This is a genomic window from Acinetobacter bouvetii DSM 14964 = CIP 107468 (assembly GCF_000368865.1).
In the GTDB taxonomy this organism is placed as follows: Bacteria; Pseudomonadota; Gammaproteobacteria; order Pseudomonadales; family Moraxellaceae; genus Acinetobacter; species Acinetobacter bouvetii.
Genome location: NZ_KB849725.1, coordinates 284,969 through 303,756, shown reverse-complemented (window position 1 = coordinate 303,756; position 18,788 = coordinate 284,969). Strand labels below are relative to the sequence as shown.

12 protein-coding genes and 1 pseudogene are annotated in these 18,788 nt (G+C 46.2%); 4 read left to right on the top strand and 9 right to left on the bottom strand.

The annotated features are described in order from the left end of the window. From F941_RS16345 to F941_RS16440, 3 genes and pseudogenes are all read left to right on the top strand, one after another. Positions 1-844, top strand: a pseudogene (locus F941_RS16345) (hypothetical protein); the annotation flags it as partial. A 100-nt stretch (positions 845-944) separates the two neighbouring features. Further along, positions 945-2,075: a hypothetical protein gene (locus F941_RS01445; RefSeq protein ID WP_005007005.1), complete on the top strand. Its 1,131-nt coding sequence runs from the start codon at positions 945-947 to the stop codon at positions 2,073-2,075. A gap of 35 nt (positions 2,076-2,110) precedes the next feature. Continuing rightward, the gene (locus tag F941_RS16440; RefSeq protein WP_018572703.1) at positions 2,111-2,254 is read left to right on the top strand and encodes a hypothetical protein; all 144 of its coding nucleotides are present in this window, start codon (positions 2,111-2,113) and stop codon (positions 2,252-2,254) included. A 99-nt stretch (positions 2,255-2,353) separates the two neighbouring features. Here F941_RS16440 and htpG read toward each other — a convergent pair whose 3' ends face one another. The 5 genes from htpG to F941_RS01420 form a co-directional block, all read right to left on the bottom strand. Continuing rightward, on the bottom strand, positions 2,354-4,276 hold the full coding sequence (gene htpG, locus F941_RS01440) for a molecular chaperone HtpG (RefSeq protein ID WP_005007003.1): 1,923 nt from the start codon (positions 4,274-4,276) through the stop codon (positions 2,354-2,356). Between the two features lie 95 nt (positions 4,277-4,371). Next, positions 4,372-4,716: a lysozyme inhibitor LprI family protein gene (locus F941_RS01435; RefSeq protein ID WP_018572705.1), complete on the bottom strand. Its 345-nt coding sequence runs from the start codon at positions 4,714-4,716 to the stop codon at positions 4,372-4,374. 188 nt (positions 4,717-4,904) lie between these two features. Next, the gene (locus F941_RS01430; RefSeq protein ID WP_005006999.1) at positions 4,905-5,501 is read right to left on the bottom strand and encodes an OmpW/AlkL family protein; all 597 of its coding nucleotides are present in this window, start codon (positions 5,499-5,501) and stop codon (positions 4,905-4,907) included. Between the two features lie 320 nt (positions 5,502-5,821). Next, complete coding sequence (locus F941_RS01425) at positions 5,822-7,234, bottom strand: Na+/H+ antiporter family protein (protein ID WP_005006997.1); 1,413 nt, start codon at positions 7,232-7,234, stop codon at positions 5,822-5,824. 114 nt (positions 7,235-7,348) lie between these two features. Then, a complete protein-coding gene (locus tag F941_RS01420; RefSeq protein WP_005006995.1) occupies positions 7,349-8,230 on the bottom strand; it encodes an alpha/beta fold hydrolase in 882 nt (293 codons plus the stop codon). Between the two features lie 133 nt (positions 8,231-8,363). Here F941_RS01420 and F941_RS01415 point away from each other — a divergent pair, with 133 nt between their 5' ends. Further along, a complete protein-coding gene (locus F941_RS01415; protein WP_409360576.1) occupies positions 8,364-8,825 on the top strand; it encodes a DUF4442 domain-containing protein in 462 nt (153 codons plus the stop codon). A gap of 42 nt (positions 8,826-8,867) precedes the next feature. Here the strand turns inward: F941_RS01415 and F941_RS01410 are convergent, their stop codons facing one another. The 4 genes from F941_RS01410 to rpoB form a co-directional block, all read right to left on the bottom strand. Then, positions 8,868-9,224: a hypothetical protein gene (locus F941_RS01410; RefSeq protein WP_005006991.1), complete on the bottom strand. Its 357-nt coding sequence runs from the start codon at positions 9,222-9,224 to the stop codon at positions 8,868-8,870. A gap of 159 nt (positions 9,225-9,383) precedes the next feature. Next, entirely contained in the window at positions 9,384-9,923 is a 540-nt protein-coding gene (locus F941_RS01405; RefSeq protein WP_005006989.1) for a hypothetical protein, read from the bottom strand. A 168-nt stretch (positions 9,924-10,091) separates the two neighbouring features. Beyond that, positions 10,092-14,294 carry a DNA-directed RNA polymerase subunit beta' gene (gene rpoC, locus F941_RS01400; RefSeq protein WP_005006987.1) on the bottom strand — a complete coding sequence of 1,401 codons (4,203 nt, stop codon included), beginning with the start codon at positions 14,292-14,294 and terminating at the stop codon, positions 10,092-10,094. 156 nt (positions 14,295-14,450) lie between these two features. Next, entirely contained in the window at positions 14,451-18,539 is a 4,089-nt protein-coding gene (gene rpoB, locus F941_RS01395) for a DNA-directed RNA polymerase subunit beta (RefSeq protein WP_005006986.1), read from the bottom strand. Positions 18,540-18,788 lie beyond the last annotated feature (249 nt).

Below are 18,788 nucleotides of genomic sequence, written 5' to 3'. Positions count from 1 at the left end.
CGAAGCCGAAGCCGAAGCCGAAGCCGAAGCCGAAGCCGAAGCCGAAGCCGAAGCCGAAGCCGAAGCCGAAGCCGAAGCCGAAGCCGAAGCCGAAGATTCAACGCCTATAATGGACGTGTCAAGGCAGATTCCTGAATCCATTCTATTCAATAAAATGCAGGGCCAATTGCATCAGCTGGTATTGCCTGCAGCTGAAAAGACGCCGCTGTATGCCGTGCTGCTGCCTGATGCGCCTGAGATTGCACAGCAGTATGACATTGCGCTGTATGGCGCCGAATTTGCTACATGGCACACCCGCCCAGTCTATATTGCAGCGCAAATCAATGCGCAAGGGCAATTCATCAAGCATCTGATCCTTTTGGGCGCATGCAATCCAGTGCAGGCGGTAGAACTCAGCCAGCTCTTCGCCAAACAGTCCGGCCATCGGCTGGCCTCCACTCACGAAATCAGCCTGATTGCGCTGGAAACTTCACTGCAGCGTGCAGACACGCTGTTTAAATGCTGTTATGAACAGGCAACTGTCTGGGAAATGGACCATGGCCATCCTTTTATCCCGTCTCAAGCCATTCACACACAAAAGTTCATTCAATTTTCGGAACCAGAGGCAGATTTCAGCACCCCTATTTTACTGCTGGAAGAACGGCAAAAAATCCGCGTGATTCATGGTGAAAAACGCTTAGCGCTGTCTAAAACAGAAACCGCCTATCCCTATTTAATTTTGCACCGCAGGCATGGCCTAAATTGGCAGATGATCCAATCCATTATTTCAACTCTGCCGCAGCCCATCCATGCTGCAGAACTGTATGAGGCCATTCAGCAGCATCTGCCAGGCGAGACGGCCTAGCTGATTTTAAATGGTATTATTATTGCAGCTTATTCTTGCTTTTCTATCGGATATCCAACAAAACTACGGTTAAGTAAAAGATATATAAGAGCTTTAGAATATGCCCAAAAATAATATCTGCTTTGCACAAAAAATTTTTCTTTCTGCGGCTCTAGGGATCACATGCTGTACAGTTTTGGCCAATGAAACACCAGCTGCAGCGCCAGCAGCTGATGCCGAAAATATAGATACGGTGAATAATAGTGAACAGGGCTTGCTCTATCTAATTCCCCGGATGATCGATGCGGTGCCAACCTTTCTACCCGAACAGTCTGATTCCAGCTATGTGCCCACGACAGCTGAAACAGAAGACAGCACATGGAGCGACCGCCAGCAGAAAAGCATCCGCAACTGGGCAGACCGAACCGCCAATAAAATTGACAATTGGTTTGGAGACCCAGATCCCCGCCATCCAGCTTCTGCAACACTGCGGGTCCTGTTAGACAGCAGCTGGAATAAGCATGATGGCTACGAATTCAAGCCCCGCATTCGAGGCAAGATCAAACTGCCGACCTTAGAACGCAAAGTCAGCCTGGTGTTTGGTGATGACTCTCTAGACAATGAATTGGCCAATAACAATGCCATTACCAATGAGAACACCCCAAGCGCATCAGATAAAAATTTTGATAAAGAGCGCATACGTGAAGACAACAGCTCTCTGGCGCTGCGCTGGTCAAATTTTTCTAAGCACCTTCCTTTTGAAACTGATTTTGACCTCGGTGTCCGCTCTGGAGATGATATCTATATCCGTGTCAAAGCAAAAAAAGACTGGGAACTTGAAAATGATTTCAAATTCCATGCTGAACAAATTTACCGCTACGGCGTAGACAGTGAAAATTATTTGCGCACCAATTTAGAGCTGGTTCAAAACAGCCCCAATAAAGCCCTATTGGCGGACCAGTTTAACCTTACCTATGCAGATACGCAGGAAGATGATCTCACTTGGGATAATTTCATCTTCCGCCAGCATAAGTTTTTCCATGAGCATACGTTCAGCTACGGCGTATATACAGGCGGTTTCCTCAATAATAAAGATTTGCGCTTAAACAGCTGGGGGCCTTATGTATCATGGCGTCAGCCATTTTTAAGAGAGTGGTTTTATATTCAGGGCGATTTAAATTACCTGAATGATCACCGCAATGACCGCAGCCATTTTATTGGCGCGCTGGTGCGTATGGAAGCCTTATTCTGAATTCAGCCTGGGCGCAAAAGCCCCTTGACGGAATCATGCTGCAGTCAAAGCGTTTAGACATGTCCGCCGGCAATTTTACCGGTCTCGATGCAGGCTCAGCAGCTCAAATCAAATCAGGGATGTGCATTTGCAACGGTGCTGCGCCATATACGGCGCTTGCTTCTGAGCGCCATGGATGACATTCAGGCTGCTTCAATACAGCCGTCATATTCAAAAAAAATACCAGTCAGCTTTTGCACTGACTGGTATTGTTCTGACGCTGTTTTAGCGCATGCTGTTTATGATTTTAACAGCAGGCTGTTAATGCGTTTTAAATACGACGCCGGATCTTCAGGCAAACCGCCTTCCGCAATCAGCGCCTGATCAAAAATCACATTCGCCAAATCATCAAAATGCGCAGCGCCATCCAGTTTTTTCACCAAAGGATGCTCTGGATTAATTTCTAAAATTGGCTTGCTCTCCGGCACTGGCTGGCCCGCCTGCTTCAGCATGCGGATCAATTGCGGTGAAAGTTCACCATCCCCTGTGACCAAACAGGCTGGCGAATCAACTAAGCGCGTTGTGACACGCACCTCTTTGGTTTTGCCTTTTAAAGAATCTGCCAGTTTGTCCACCACGGGCTTAAATTGTTCAGCGGCAGCTTCCAAGGCTTTCTTCTCTTCCGCATCCTGCAAATCACCTAAATCTACAGCGCCTTTCGCTACGTTCTGCATCGGCAAGCCATCAAATTCAGTCACGAATTCCATCGCCCATTCATCCACACGCTCAGACATCAGCAGCACTTCAATGCCCTTTTTCTTGAACAGTTCCAGCTGCGGCGAATTTTTGGCGGCGCTCAGACTGTCTGCCGTCACATAATAAATAGCCTTTTGGCCTTCTTTGATACGGGCTTTGTAATCTGCCAAAGACGTTGATACATCATCATTCACTGAGCTGGCAAAGCGCAATAATTTCAAAATGCGTTCACGGTTGCCGAAGTCTTCTCCCAGCCCTTCTTTTAATACCGCGCCAAATTCAGCATAGAAGGCTTTGTATTTATCCTGTTCCTGCACAGCTTCAGACTTGGCCAAGCCATCCAGCAAGTTCAGGACACGGCGCGCATTGCCTTCCCGAATGGTTTTCACATCACGGCTTTCCTGCAGCAGTTCACGGCTGACATTCAGCGGCAAATCAGCGCTGTCTACAACACCCTGTACAAAACGCAGATAATTTGGAATCAGACTGTCGGCATCATCCATAATAAACACGCGTTTTACATACAGCTTGATGCCCGCTTTGGCTTCACGGGTAAAAATATTGCCCGGCGCTTTGCTTGGAATGTACAGCAGCTGCGTATATTCAGTGCTGCCTTCGACACGGTTATGCGCCCAAGCCAAAGGCGCATCAAAATCATGCGTCAAATTCTTATAAAATTCGATGTACTGCTCATCGGTAATTTCACTTTTGCTGCGGGTCCATAAGGCGCTGGCAGAATTAATGGCTTCCCACTCATCCGTTTTCACGTATTGGCCAGCTTTTGGCTCTTCACCTTCTGCAGCGTCTTCTTCCTGCCAGATTTCCTTCTGCATTTCAATCGGCAGGCTGATGTGATCTGAGTATTTATTGATAATCTGCTTGACTTTATACGCGTCTAAATAATCCAAAGCATCGTCACGCAGATGCAGAATGATATCGGTTCCACGTGAAGCCTTGCTGATTTGCTCCACCTCAAACTCGCCTGTACCGCCGCTGATCCAGCGCACGCCTTCAGAGGCATCTAAGCCGGCGCGGCGCGATTCCACAGTAATTTTATCTGCAACAATAAAGCCTGAATAAAAGCCGACGCCAAACTGGCCAATCAGCTGTGCATCCGATTTTTGATCACCTGTCAGTTTGGACATAAAGTCTTTGGTGCCGGATTTTGCAATAGTGCCTAAGTTGTCAATGGCTTCCTGCTGGCTCAAGCCGATGCCATTGTCAGAAATCGTCAGCGTTTTATTGTCTTGATCTAAAATGACGCGGATATGCAGGTTTGGATCATTTTCATAATATTCGGCATGATTGATGCCTTCAAAACGCAATTTATCACAGGCATCAGACGCATTTGAAATCAGTTCGCGCAGAAAAATTTCAGGATTGGAATACAGCGAATGGGTTACTAAATGCAGCAGCTGTGCAACTTCTGCCTGAAAGCTGTGTTTTTTTACGTTTTGCTCGCTCATCAGTTTATCCTCAAATATGAACAGTTTTTTTATATACAGCTATATGAATGGAGCAACTTCAGAAATTTTCAATCCTGCAAGCATGAAAAAAGGGCTTAAAACGGCCCTTGCTGATAGATGCGGTTCATATACAGATCCAGTTTTTGCTGACGCATTTTATAGACCTCCGTCAGGCAGCTGACATTGTCACGGCATTGGTCGCGCATCTGTAGCCATTTCACCTGCTGATCCTGAATCGCCCCTCTCGTGCCCATCGGCACCAGACGCTTAAGAATATTGTAAGTCGTGGCCATTTTTACATCTGCATCATTTAAAATGAGATGATTGCAGACCGTATGTTCCGTGACGGTTTTTGCCTGATTGCAGTCAAAGCTGGCTGCAGAAGTAAAATAACTTGCGCCGCTGAAAAAAACCAAAGCTAAATATTGCTGAATTTTCATGCCTGCTGCCCTTCTCATTAAAATTCCCTTTAGGGCTTTTTTTTATAAATTTCAGTTATTAAACTGTACGTTGAATCAGCTTAAGCCGCAATACAGCCGATTTCCATAATCGTTATAATTTTGTGCGGCGCATGAATAAAAACCCCATCATATAGACGGGGTTCAAGCGCTGATTTTATTTTTTATTATTAGAATTTGTAGCTGTAGCCAATGGTGTAAACAAGCGGATCAATATCTAGATCAAAAGATTGAAGTGTTTCAATTTTCACTTCCGGGCTCAGCTGCGCATAACGGACATCTGCAAAAACGCCCCAGTTCTTCGCATCTGCAGGCTGGAAGTTAAAACCAATCTGGCCAGCAACACCGTAAGCCTCTTTGACATCAACATCAAGGCCGCCTAAACCGCGCGTTTCTTCATCCCATGGAATAAATGCCGTTGCGCCCACACCTACATAAGGCGTAAAACGGCTTGCATTCTTAAAGTGATACTTTGCCGTAATTGTTGGCGGCAAGTGCTTAAGCTTAACGGCATCTACACCATTTAATGTTACATCATGGCTGATAGGCGCCGCTAAAAGCAGCTCTGCAGAAATATTATCATTAAAGAAATATTCTACAGATGGTGTGAATGCTAATTCACTATCCGCTTTCACAACACCTAAGCCAGAGACAGAAGTATCACTTGTCGGAGCAACTGCTGAACCGCCAACTTTCACCTGCCATTGGCCTGCCATCGCAGAAGCAGAAAGACCCAATAATGAAATAAGAGCAACTTGCTTTAACATATTCAAACAACCTCTGGGAAAATTAATATCTAATTTCAAACATTAATTAATCATATCCGCTATTATAAAAATTATGCAATAGCATTAATTAATATTCATTATTATTATTTAATAAGTATTTGTTTATTTGAGTTATTTATTTTAAACCAAGCTTACAGGTGGGTTTTATAAATTTATAAGAATATTATATCAACTGCATTATATACCAACCAAAATCATCGGAATTAAACGATAAATATTATTTTATACAGACTATTTTAATCAGAATTAGGCATAAAAAAAGGCGATTTTAAAATCGCCTTTTTTATTCATTTAACGGATTAAAGCACCATTGCCGCAATCCAGCCAAAGATCATCAATGGAATATTGAAATGGATGAATGTAGGAATCACCGTATCCCAGATATGATCATGCTGGCCATCCACCCCAAGGCCTGCGGTTGGGCCCAAAGTTGAATCTGACGCAGGCGAACCGGCATCGCCCAATGCAGCCGCTGTGCCAATCAGCGCGACCGTCGCCAGCGGGCTGAAGCCGAATTGCACGCAAAGCGGGACATAAATCACCGCCAGTACAGGCACGCTGGAAAATGATGAGCCAATCCCAATGGTGACAAACAAGCCAATAAACAGCATGAGGAAGGCTGCAAGCGCATGGTTATCACCAATGATATGCACCACGCCATTAACCAGCTGATTAATGTCTCCGGTCTGTGTCATCACGGATGCAAAACCTGCTGCGGAAATCATGATGAAGCCCACTAAAGCCATCATGCGCATGCCTTGCACAAAGACATCATCTGCATCTTGCCATTTAAAAATGCCTGCGCCGGACAATACGGCAAAACCGACTAAACCGCCTAAAATCATTGAGCCTGAATACAGCTGAGCAGCCAAGGTCAATACAATGGCCAAGAACGCCATCAGCATGGTTTTTTTAGCGATCACCGGCGCTTTTTCAGCTTCATGCTTTAATTCTTCTGCATCATCCAGCAGCTGCACTTCGCCTGCGCGAATCGGTTTATCTAAATCAATTGCAGTGACCCGGGCTACAGCGCGGTCCACATATATGCGGGGCTTGCGGTAACTGACAAACACTGCAAAAAGCGTCCCAAGCGCCATGCCCAATACAGGAATGGCCATTCCCGCAGGCATCATCCAGCGCTCTACATGCAAACCGTAAGCTGCGCCAATTTTATTGATGTTGCCCATCAAAATCTGTTCCAGGAAAATAGCGCCAAAGCCGACCGGCAGCAAAATATACGTCCCCACCAAGCCCAGCGTTAAAACGCAGGCAGCGGCGCGGCGGTCTAAATTCAAATGGTTCATGACCTTCAATAAAGGCGGAACCAATACAGGGATAAAGGCAATATGCACAGGAATGAGGTTCTGAGAGCAGATTGCAGCCACCAGCAAAATACTTAACAGCAAATATTTCACCCTTTTGGCCCGGACATGGCTGACTTCTGCACCCAGCAGGCCAATCAGCTTATGCGCCAATAAATCAGGAAGCCCTGATTTTGACAGCGCTAGCGCAAATGCGCCAAGCACTGCATAAGCCAGCGCAACTTCTGCGCCATCGCCTAAGCCAGAGTTAAATGCATTGATGGTATCTGACAGGCTCAGTCCAGCGACCAGGCCGCCAATGATTGCTGAAATGACCAAAGTCAAGACAACAGAAACTCGTGCGATGGAGAGTATAAACATCACCGCAATCGCGATTACTACGGCATTCATGAATAGATTAAGGGAAGATGAAAAAACGCCATTTTAGCAGATTAAAAAACCATAAACTGCAATTTGAGCCGCATTCATCCTCACTTTACAGATGGGCCGGTTTTCTGCCCCAGATTAAATTTCTAGGCTAGGCTGCTTCTGAGCAAACTCAGCAATGCAGCCAGCTATTTTCTCAGGCGCGCTCAGCACCGCCCAATGATTGGCCTCCAATTCGGCCCGGGTAAAATCTTCTGCCCATTTCGGCACTTCATCAATTAAGGCCGGACTGACAAAATTGTCATACTTCAGAACCACCGCCTGCACTGGGCAAACTGCAAAGCGCTCACGCGGTTTCAGCAACCGCGGTATAAAGTTGGCGCGGTACAGCCCCACGCCATACTTTCCGTCTTTCACAATATTGGCATTCTGCGGCAGGCCCGTCTGCCTTTCCAGCTTAGCCACCACAGCATTCCAGCGCTCGGGGCTGAAAAAGTTCCAGGCCGCTGGCGCCAAAAATGGCAATTGAAAAGCCGCGATATACCAAGACTTGCTCAACTGTTTGAAAAATTTTGTTTTTTCATGCTGAAATTGCTGACGCATCCAATAGGCGGCATGATCCAGGCAAGGTCCAGATATTGTAGTATAGGATAAAATCCGCCCGCGGAACTTGGGTTCAGTCACAGACTCCCACGACTGAATAGACCCCCAGTCATGCGCAGCCAAGTGAAAAGGCCGGCCGCCCAATACAGCCTGCGTGACGCTGTCTAAATCCTGCGACAGCTGTTCCAGCCGAAAATCCTTTACGCGCTTGGGAATAGTTGACTGGCCAGCGCCGCGCACATCATAGGTCACAATATAAAAATCTTTCATCAGCAGCTGAATCGCCGGCTCCCAAACTTCTTGGTTATCCGGATAGCCGTGCACCAAAACCAAAGCCGGGCTGCGCTCATCGCCCCAGGCTTTCACGTAAAGTCGCTGCTGATCCGAGGTATTCACCCACTGTGTACGTGCTTCCATGTCGCGGTCCTTTTATTGGCGTTTTGCGCTGATGCGCTGGCTGTCCGATCAATGCCAGAGCTTTTATTCTGTTCTAGTATGGTGGTCTGATCATAAAAAGAAATTGACCGATATGAGCTTAAAGCAAAAAATAATGACAATTCCAATTGTCTCAAAATTTTTACTCAACCACTACGCGCCGTATAAAGGCGCCGGCATTGAAATTACCAAGATAGACCTGCCCAATTATCATATTCGAGTAAAAATGCCGCTGACGCATAAGAACCGCAATATCATTGGCGTGCATTTTGGCGGCAGCCTATATTCCATGGTGGATCCTCTATATATGCTGCTTCTGATGCATCACTTAGGCTCAAAATATATTGTCTGGGATAAAGGCGCCAATATTCAATTTCTGTCGCCTGGACGCGGCACCGTCTATGCAGACGTCCGTCTGGACTTTCAGGAAATTGAACATATCAAAGTTTTAGCGGAAAACTACACGCCTGTGATCCGCAACTATTCTTTAAATATTTTTGATGAGGCAGGCCTGCGCATTGCCGAAGTTCAAAAAACACTGTATATCCGGCGGAAATCGTCTAAAGCCCGCAAATAAAAAAGCGCCTGATCATTCAAGCGCTTTTCTCAATATTCAAGCCTAGCGTTTCTGCTCGATTGCAGCGCCTGCGCCGCCGCCGATTGCGCCGCCGATTGCTGCGCCTGCATTGCCGCCAAATACACTTTTGCCGACTGCAGAACCAATTGCGCCTCCCACACCGCTATATGTCGCGTTGCGGTTAGAGCCATTTTGGGTCTTGCTGCCGATTGCAGCGCCTGCGCCGCCGCCAACTGCAGCGCCTGCTGTACCGCCAATATGGCTGCCTGCGCCGCCGCCGATTGCACCGCCTAATGCCGCTGCGCCGATCCGCTGTTCATTGGCGGACATGTTTTCACAGCCAGCCAACAGCATTGCAGACATCGCAGTTATTGCAACTGCACCTAATACTTTTTTCATAACCATTCCCCATTTTGCTTTAGTTACATTATATTTTCATATTATGGAACTAAATCTGAATGATTGTTAATTCTAAGAAAAAATTTGCAGTAATTTGTAAAATAGCTCTGAATAAATCAGCGCTATTCATGACTCAAAACTGCATAAAATACAGTGATCTTATTCATCTTCACTGAGTACAGTCACGTCTCTGGTCACCGCACCATTGTTAGTGATGACCGCATGTGAAACCTTCGCCTTACTTTCTGGAAGTTTGGCCTGCTCCACTTGTAAAGTACGCTTCACTGGCTCCTGACCCTTCTTAAATTCTACGCCTTCCGCATCAATGCTTTTCGTTTGAAGCAGAACTTGGCCATCCTGCTTAACCGTTTTATTGACTTCAACTTTCGAGGTTGGAACAATCACGCCGCCTTTTTTAATCACAGGCGCGGACAATTTTTTGTCTGAAAACTGAGCTTGATTATCTTGCAGCTGAATTTCTCTAGCCACAATATCTTTGCCGTTATTGGTTACTTCAAAAACAGTTGCTTGAACCTCACGTACAGGTTCTTGCCCTGCGGCCTTACGGATTACTTCAGTTTTCAAGACAGGGACAACAGCCTTATCTTCCACCACAATACTGGCTGGCAACGGTGCTGCAAACACACTTGCAGACATAGATAAAACCGTAAATGCTAAAACTTTTTGAATTGCTTTCATAAATTTTTCCTATTCTTTTATTAAAAAAATAAAGTAAATAAATTCGTTCTCATTTCAATATAGGCAAATTTTGAATAATAATAAAGCGGTATTTTTCACTTATCTAGAACATTGCCGGCATAAAAAAAGGCGCCCGAAGGCGCCTTTCATATCACATCAACTCAGGGCTTAAAGACCGTTGTTGAACTCTTGGCTAAATGCTTGGCTAAGCGCCTGATCAACATCAGAGAAGTCATTATGAAGCTCTTGTTCAGCAGCTTCTGCTTCTTGACGGCGGCGTTCCAAGTGGTAAGCCAAACCTGTACCTGCTGGAATCAGACGGCCTACAACCACATTTTCTTTCAGACCGCGCAAGTCATCTTCTTTGCCTGTTACAGCCGCTTCAGTCAACACGCGAGTTGTTTCCTGGAACGATGCAGCAGAGATGAACGAATCAGTAGAAAGCGATGCTTTGGTGATACCCATTAACTGACGTTCAAACTTCGCAGGGAACTTGTTCTGAGCCAATACAGCCTGGTTTTCACCGACAACGCGGATGTAATCCACTTGTTCGCCTTTAATGAAGCTTGTATCGCCGCCATCCGTGATGTCAACTTTACGCAGCATTTGACGCACGATCACTTCAATATGCTTATCGTTGATTTTCACACCTTGCAGGCGGTATACGTCTTGAACTTCGTTCACGATGTAGTTAGTCAACGCCACTTCACCTTTCAGACGCAAGATGTCATGCGGGTTTTGCGGACCGTCAGAAATCGTTTCACCGCGGTTCACATGTTCGCCTTCGAACACGTTAATGGTACGCCATTTCGGAATCAGTTCTTCGTAGATCTCAGAACCGTCATCCGGGGTAATCACTAAACGGTTTTTGCCTTTCGTTTCTTTACCGAAGCTGACCACACCTGAAATTTCAGCAAGGATCGCATGCTCTTTCGGCTTACGCGCTTCGAACAAGTCAGCTACGCGCGGCAGACCACCGGTAATGTCACGGGTACGTGAAGTTTCTTGCGGTACACGGCCGATAACATCACCGACACCGATTGTTTCGCCATTACGGACAGAAAGAATCGTGTTTTGCGGCAGGAAGTAGAACTGTTCACCGCCATCAACTGTGTCTAACACAACTGCAGGACGTAAATCTTTGCCTGACGCAGGACGTGAAGTCACTGGCAAGATTTCGATCGTGGTCATACCTGTTGCATCATCAGTTTTAGAGGTTACCGTTACGCCATCAGCAATTTGGCTGAAACGCACTTTACCGGCAACTTCTGTAACAAGTGGATGTGTATGCGGATCCCAAGTCGCCACGATACCGCCTGCAGCTACTTCTTCGCCATCTTTCAGAATGATCGAAGCACCGTATGGAATTTTGTAGCGTTCGCGTTCACGGCCCAAGTCATCTGCAATACCGATCTCGCCTGAACGAGAAGTCGATACCAAGTGGCCTTTTGCGTGCTGTACAGTTTTCACATTATGGAAACGTACAGTACCTTTGTTGCGCACTTGAATACTGTTGGCAGCAGATGTTCGGCTTGCAGCACCGCCCACGTGGAACGTACGCATGGTTAACTGTGTACCCGGCTCACCAATTGACTGCGCAGCCATTACACCTACAGATTCGCCAGGGTTCACCTGATGACCGCGGGCCAAGTCACGGCCGTAACATTTCGCACAAACACCGAATGTTGATGCACAGTTAACCACTGAACGCACTTTAATTTCGTCAATACCAGCATTTTCAATAAATGTGGCTAGTTTTTCATCAATTAAAGTATTGCGCGCAAGAAGAACTTCTTCCGAACCCACTTTCTTCACATCTTCAGCAACAACACGGCCCAGAACTCGTGCACCCAGGTTCTCAATGACATCGCCACCTTGAATGAATGGCGTCATCACTAGGCCGTCGAATGTACCGCAATCTGGCTCAGTAATGACCAAATCCTGCGCTACGTCGACAAGACGGCGCGTTAAGTAACCCGAGTTTGCTGTTTTCAGTGCTGTATCGGCCAAACCTTTACGCGCACCGTGCGTTGAAATGAAGTACTGAAGTACGGTCAAACCTTCACGGAAGTTGGCTTTAATTGGGGTTTCAATGATCGAGCCATCCGGTTTCGCCATCAAACCACGCATACCCGCCAACTGACGAATCTGCGCTGCCGAACCACGGGCACCCGAGTCAGACATCATATAGATTGAGTTGAATGATTTTTGCTTCTCATCTTCACCCTGCTTGTTTTTAACAGTCGTGAATGACAAGTTGTCCATCATCGCTTTCGCAACTTGGTCGTTGGTACGCGCCCAAATATCGACCACTTTGTTGTAACGTTCGCCCGCAGTTACGAAGCCTTGTTCAAACTGCTGTTCAATTTCACGAACTTCAGTTTCAGCTTTGTCAATAATGGCTTGTTTTTGCGGTGGAATCAGCATGTCTTCCATACCGACAGACACACCTGAACGTGTCGCTTGACGGAAGCCCAAATACATCAATTGGTCAGCAAAGATAACCGTATCTTTCAAGCCCAGTTTACGGTAGCAAGAGTTAATGATTTTAGAGATGTTCTTTTTCGTCATCTCAACATTAATTTGCTGGAAGTCCATACCTTCAGGCACAACTTCCCAAAGCAAGCAGCGGCCAGGTGTTGTATCTACAACAATGGTTTGATGCTCACGGTTACCATTTTCATCAATCACCGTTTGATGTACACGCGCTTTAACGCGGGCGTGCAAATCAACTTGGCCTGTTGCAAGCGCGCGGTTTACTTCGTCAGTATCCGCAAACACCATGCCTTCACCTTTGGCATTGATTGCATCACGCGTGATGTAATACAAGCCCAAGACAACGTCCTGTGACGGTACGATGATTGGCTCACCGTTCGCTGGAGACAAGATGTTGTTGGTCGACATCATCAACGCACGCGCTTCTAACTGCGCTTCAAGCGTTAATGGCACGTGCACCGCCATTTGGTCACCGTCAAAGTCGGCGTTAAATGCCGCACAGACTAACGGGTGAAGACGGATCGCTTTACCTTCAATCAGGGTCGGTTCAAATGCTTGAAGACCCAAACGGTGAAGTGTCGGCGCACGGTTCAGCATGATTGGGTGCTGACGGATTACGTGAGCAAGAACGTCCCAAACTTCTGGAGTTTCGCGTTCAACCATTTTCTTCGCAGCTTTAATGGTTGTCGCTTGGCCAGATGCCTGCAATTTAGCAAAAATGAATGGCTTGAATAATTCAAGCGCCATTTTTTTCGGAAGACCGCATTGGTGCAAACGCAGTGATGGACCTACAGTAATTACCGAACGGCCAGAATAGTCAACACGCTTACCAAGTAAGTTTTGACGGAAACGGCCTTGCTTACCTTTGATCATGTCTGCCAAAGATTTAAGCGGACGTTTATTCGAGCCCGTAATTGCACGACCGCGACGGCCGTTATCCAGCAATGCATCTACAGACTCTTGAAGCATACGTTTTTCATTACGTACGATGATATCTGGCGCTGCAAGGTCAAGAAGACGCTTCAAACGGTTGTTACGGTTAATCACACGGCGGTAAAGGTCGTTCAAATCAGAAGTCGCGAAACGACCGCCTTCAAGCGGTACAAGCGGACGAAGATCTGGTGGAAGTACTGGAAGTACGTTCATCACCATCCATTCTGGCTTGTTGTTTGACTCTTTGAATGCTTCCATCAATTTCAGACGTTTAGACGCTTTTTTAAGCTTCGTTTCTGAAGTTGTGTTCGGAATTTCTTCGCGCAGGCGAGAAATTTCAGCTTCAAGATCGATGTCTTTCAACAAGTCCTGAACAGCTTCCGCACCCATTTTCGCTGTGAATTCATCACCGTGCTCTTCTAACGCATTGAAGTATTCTTCATCGTTAAGAAGCTGGTATTTCTCAAATGGAGTCATACCAGGGTCAGTTACAACATAAGATTCGAAATACAATACACGTTCGATATCACGCAGTGTCATGTCTAAAAGAAGACCGATACGGCTCGGAAGTGATTTTAAGAACCAGATGTGTGCAACTGGAGAAGCAAGCTCAATGTGACCCATACGTTCACGGCGAACTTTCGCTGTTGTTACTTCAACGCCACATTTTTCACAAATGACGCCTTTGTATTTCATACGCTTGTATTTACCGCACAAGCATTCGTAATCTTTTACTGGACCAAAGATTTTGGCACAGAACAAACCGTCACGCTCTGGCTTGAACGTACGGTAGTTGATTGTCTCAGGCTTTTTAACTTCACCGTGAGACCATGACTTAATCATTTCTGGTGACGCAAGACCAATACGGATGCGGTCAAACTCTACTGGAGCGTGGCCGTCTGAATCCGTCTTTTTGCGCATGATATCGAGCAAGTCTTTCAATTTTTTTCTCCGTGTGTTGTGGAGATTTTCACTTCACAACTGGGTCACAAATATTGTTTTTACTGAATTTCTGGAATCTTGAAAATCCCCCTAAATCCCCCTTTATAAAGGGGGATTTTCTCCCCTCTTTTTCAAAGAGGGGTCGGGGGAGATTTCTTAGTCACCATTTTTCAGTTCAATGTTGATACCTAAAGAACGGATCTCTTTGGTCAATACGTTGAACGATTCAGGCATGCCCGGATCCATATAATGGTTGCCATCTACAATGTTCTTATAGATGCGGGTACGGCCTTCAACGTCATCCGACTTAACTGTAAGCATTTCTTGGAGCGTGTACGCTGCGCCATATGCTTCCAGTGCCCAGACTTCCATCTCACCGAAACGCTGACCACCGAACTGCGCTTTACCGCCCAATGGCTGCTGCGTAACAAGAGAATAAGAACCAGTAGAACGCGCATGCATTTTGTCGTCTACCAAGTGGTTCAGTTTCAGCATGTACATGTAACCTACAGTTACAGGACGGTCGAAACGCTCACCAGTACGGCCATCATACAATACTGTTTGACCAGTACGTGAAATGCCGCCAAGCTCTAGCAATTCTTTAATTTGTGATTCTTCAGCACCGTCAAATACAGGCGTTGCCAAAGGAACACCTGCACGCAGGTTGCCTGAAAGCGCCAAGATTTCATCATCAGTTAAGCTGTCAAGATCTTCTTGCTCGCCGCCAACTTTGTTGTAAATCTTGTCTAAGAATTCACGAAGTTCAAGAACAGTGCGCTGCTCTTTCATCATCTTGTCGATTTTGTCGCCAAGACCTTTCGCTGCCATGCCCAAGTGAGTCTCAAGAATCTGACCCACGTTCATACGTGACGGTACACCCAGCGGGTTAAGCACCACGTCTACAGGAACACCGTTGGCATCGTGCGGCATGTCTTCTACAGGCAAGATGTTAGATACAACACCTTTGTTACCGTGACGACCCGCCATCTTATCACCCGGCTGGATGCGGCGTTTTACAGCTAAGTAAACTTTAACAACTTTCAATACACCAGTTGTAAGCTCATCGCCTGTAGAAAGTTTGCGTTTTTTCTCAGCAAATTTCTCATCAATTTCAGTGCTCTTCTCTTTCAAGAACACTTGAATTTGAGTTAAGCGCTCAGCAATGCCTTCGTCTGTAGGCTGAATTTCAAGCAGATCAGCAAGCTCTAAACCAGACAATACTTCTTCAGAAAGTTTGTCACCGCGTTTAGTTGTGCCGCCGCCATTCGATTCTTGACCTTTTAGCAAGCGCACAATACGTTCACGCGCAGCTTCTTCGAAGATTTTGTATTCTTCTTTCAAGTCTTTGCGGTATGCATCTAACTGCGCTTTTTCAATTGCTTGAGCACGTTCGTCTTTTTCAAGACCATCACGTGTAAACACTTGAACGTCAATAACCGTACCTTTCACAGATGAAGATACACGTAAAGATGAATCTTTTACGTCAGCCGCTTTTTCACCGAAGATTGCGCGAAGCAGTTTTTCTTCAGGAGTCAGCTGAGTTTCACCTTTAGGCGTCACTTTACCAACCAAGATATCGCCAGCAGTGACTTCAGCACCGATGTAAACAATACCTGATTCATCAAGCTTAGACAGTGCAGCTTCACCCACGTTTGGAATATCCGCAGTGATTTCTTCAGCACCCAGTTTAGTATCACGCGCGACGCATGATAATTCTTGGATGTGAATAGACGTCAAACGGTCTTCTTGAAGTACGCGCTCAGATAATAAGATCGAGTCTTCGTAGTTGTAACCGTTCCAAGTCATGAACGCTACGCGCATGTTTTGACCCAGCGCCAGCTCACCGCCATCCGTCGATGGACCATCAGCCAATACGTCACCGCGGCCAACTTTATCACCCAGTTTTACAAGAACTTTCTGGTTGATACAGGTGTTTTGGTTCGAACGGGTGTATTTGATCAGGTTGTAGATATCTACGCCTGCTTCACCAGCAACCATTTCGTCTTCATTCACACGGATCACGACACGTGATGCGTCAACAAATTCAATGCGGCCGCCGCGGTTCGCAATTACACACACACCAGAGTCATGCGCTACATTTGCTTCCATGCCTGTACCTACAAGCGGCTTGTCAGCAATTAACGTAGGCACAGCTTGACGCTGCATGTTCGAACCCATCAATGCACGGTTGGCGTCATCGTGTTCAAGGAACGGAATCAATGATGCTGCTACAGATACAACCTGTTGTGCAGACACGTCCATATGCGTCACTTTTTCAGGAGGCATACGTACGAATTCACCTTGATGACGTACAGAAACAAACTCTTCTTGCAAGTTACCGTCTTTATCGACGCCAGAATCGGCCTGTGCAATAACAGTACCTACTTCTTCAATTGCAGATAAGTATTCAACGTCATCCGTTACACGGCCATCAACAACTTTACGGTATGGAGTTTCCAAGAAACCGAAGTTGTTACATTTAGCGTAAACTGAAAGTGAGTTGATCAAACCAATGTTTGGACCTTCAGGAGTCTCAATTGGGCACACACGACCGTAGTGAGTTTGATGTACGTCACGTACTTCGAAGCCCGCGCGTTCACGAGTCAAACCACCAGGCCCAAGCGCTGATACACGACGTTTGTGTGTAATTTCAGACAATGGGTTGTTTTGGTCCATGAACTGAGACAATTGGCTTGAACCAAAGAATTCTTTGATTGCAGCAGCAACTGGCTTCGCATTGATTAAATCTTGCGGAGACAAGTTGTCAGTTTCAGCTTGAGATAGACGTTCTTTAACAGCACGCTCTACACGAACTAGGCCTACACGGAATTGGTTTTCTGTCATTTCACCGACAGAACGCACACGGCGGTTACCCAAGTGATCGATATCATCGACTTCACCTTTACCGTTGCGGATTTCAATCAGTGTTTGAAGAACATCTGTAATGTCTTCGTTTGAAAGAATGCCTTCAACTTCACGTGACTTCTGATCTGTACCCACTTCGTAAGGGCGGCCCAAACGGCGGTTGAACTTCATGCGACCTACAGGAGACAGGTCATAACGTTCAGAAGAGAAGAACAGGTTGTTGAATAAGTTTTCAGCCGCTTCTTTCGTCGGCGGCTCGCCTGGACGCATTACTTTGTAGATTTCTACAAGCGCTTCTTCACGGCTGGACGTTGTATCTGCACGCAAAGAGTCCGCGATGAATGAACCGCGGTCAATATCGTTGGTGAACAGGATGTTGAATTGCTTCACACCGCCTTCAGCCAATTTCACCATAATTTCATGGCTAAGCACGGTATTTGCCGCAATCACATCGCCGCCGCGTAAAGCCACGTCTTCAGCAATAATGCGTTCATACAAGTATTCATCTGGAACAGAAAGCTTCTCAAGCCCTGCTGCTTCCATCTGACGCACGTGACGCGCGTTGATACGTTTGCCTTGCTCTACAATGACTTTGCCGTCTTTATCAGCAATATCAAATTGGGCCATTTCACCGCGCAGGCGTTCAGGCACAAGATCAATCTGATAGCTGCCCATGTCTAGGTAGACAGGCACTTTTTCATAGAACAAATCAAGAATTTGAGAGTTGTTGTAACCTAAGGCACGAAGCACCACAGTCGCAAGCAATTTGCGGCGGCGGTCAATACGTACAAAGACCAGGTCTTTCGCATCAAATTCAAAGTCTAACCATGAACCGCGGTAAGGAATAATCCGCGCTGAATAAAGCACTTTACCGCTTGAATGGGTTTTGCCCTTATCGTGGTCAAAGAACACGCCCGGCGAACGGTGCAATTGAGATACGATGACACGCTCAGTACCGTTAATAACGAAGGTACCGTTATCAGTCATGAGCGGCATTTCGCCCATGTAGACTTCTTGCTCGCGCACGTCTTTGATTGATTTAGTTTCGCGGTCTTTTAAGATCAGACGAATTTTTACACGCATTGGCGCTGCATAAGTTGAGCCGCGGAGAATACACTCACGCACATCAAACTCAGGCTTACCAAGACTATACTCAACAAATTCTAAAGCAGCATTGCCAGAATAACTTTCTATAGGAAAAACTGAACGAAATGCGGCTTGGAGACCGATATCTTCGCGGTTTTTTGGAGTTTTGCCATCTTGCAAGAAAGTTCTGTACGAGTCGACTTGAATCGCGAGCAAGTACGGAACATCCATTACCTTGGGCAATTTACCAAAATTCTTACGGATCCGTTTCTTTTCGGTATATGAGTATGCCATCTGGAGTCCTCGGAAAGTAAACTAAACCCGCCTGCAGAACGGGTTTAGAAGGAATTACGCAGGCCGATATGGCCACCACTTTGACAAATGCTGCAATTTATAGTGGTATTAAAACGCTTAACAATATTTTTTAAACGGAAAAATATTGGTAAGCGTTTGACATTTATCTGTATTTCTAATTTGTATGATTTTTATATCATGCAAACAAAAATCGAGCCGATTATTGTAACGCAAAAAGGCTGATGACCC

What these genes read in the sequence shown, in the direction of transcription:
- F941_RS01445 (WP_005007005.1), top strand. Translation starts at nt 945, where the DNA reads ATGCCCAAAAATAATATCTGCTTTGCACAAAAAATTTTTCTTTCTGCG.
- F941_RS01430 (WP_005006999.1), bottom strand. Translation starts at nt 5,501, where the DNA reads ATGTTAAAGCAAGTTGCTCTTATTTCATTATTGGGTCTTTCTGCTTCT.
- F941_RS01420 (WP_005006995.1), bottom strand. Translation starts at nt 8,230, where the DNA reads ATGGAAGCACGTACACAGTGGGTGAATACCTCGGATCAGCAGCGACTT.
- F941_RS01435 (WP_018572705.1), bottom strand. Translation starts at nt 4,716, where the DNA reads ATGAAAATTCAGCAATATTTAGCTTTGGTTTTTTTCAGCGGCGCAAGT.
- htpG (WP_005007003.1), bottom strand. Translation starts at nt 4,276, where the DNA reads ATGAGCGAGCAAAACGTAAAAAAACACAGCTTTCAGGCAGAAGTTGCA.
- F941_RS01425 (WP_005006997.1), bottom strand. Translation starts at nt 7,234, where the DNA reads ATGAATGCCGTAGTAATCGCGATTGCGGTGATGTTTATACTCTCCATC.
- F941_RS16440 (WP_018572703.1), top strand. Translation starts at nt 2,111, where the DNA reads ATGCTGCAGTCAAAGCGTTTAGACATGTCCGCCGGCAATTTTACCGGT.
- F941_RS01405 (WP_005006989.1), bottom strand. Translation starts at nt 9,923, where the DNA reads ATGAAAGCAATTCAAAAAGTTTTAGCATTTACGGTTTTATCTATGTCT.
- F941_RS01415 (WP_409360576.1), top strand. Translation starts at nt 8,364, where the DNA reads ATGACAATTCCAATTGTCTCAAAATTTTTACTCAACCACTACGCGCCG.
- rpoB (WP_005006986.1), bottom strand. Translation starts at nt 18,539, where the DNA reads ATGGCATACTCATATACCGAAAAGAAACGGATCCGTAAGAATTTTGGT.
- F941_RS01410 (WP_005006991.1), bottom strand. Translation starts at nt 9,224, where the DNA reads ATGAAAAAAGTATTAGGTGCAGTTGCAATAACTGCGATGTCTGCAATG.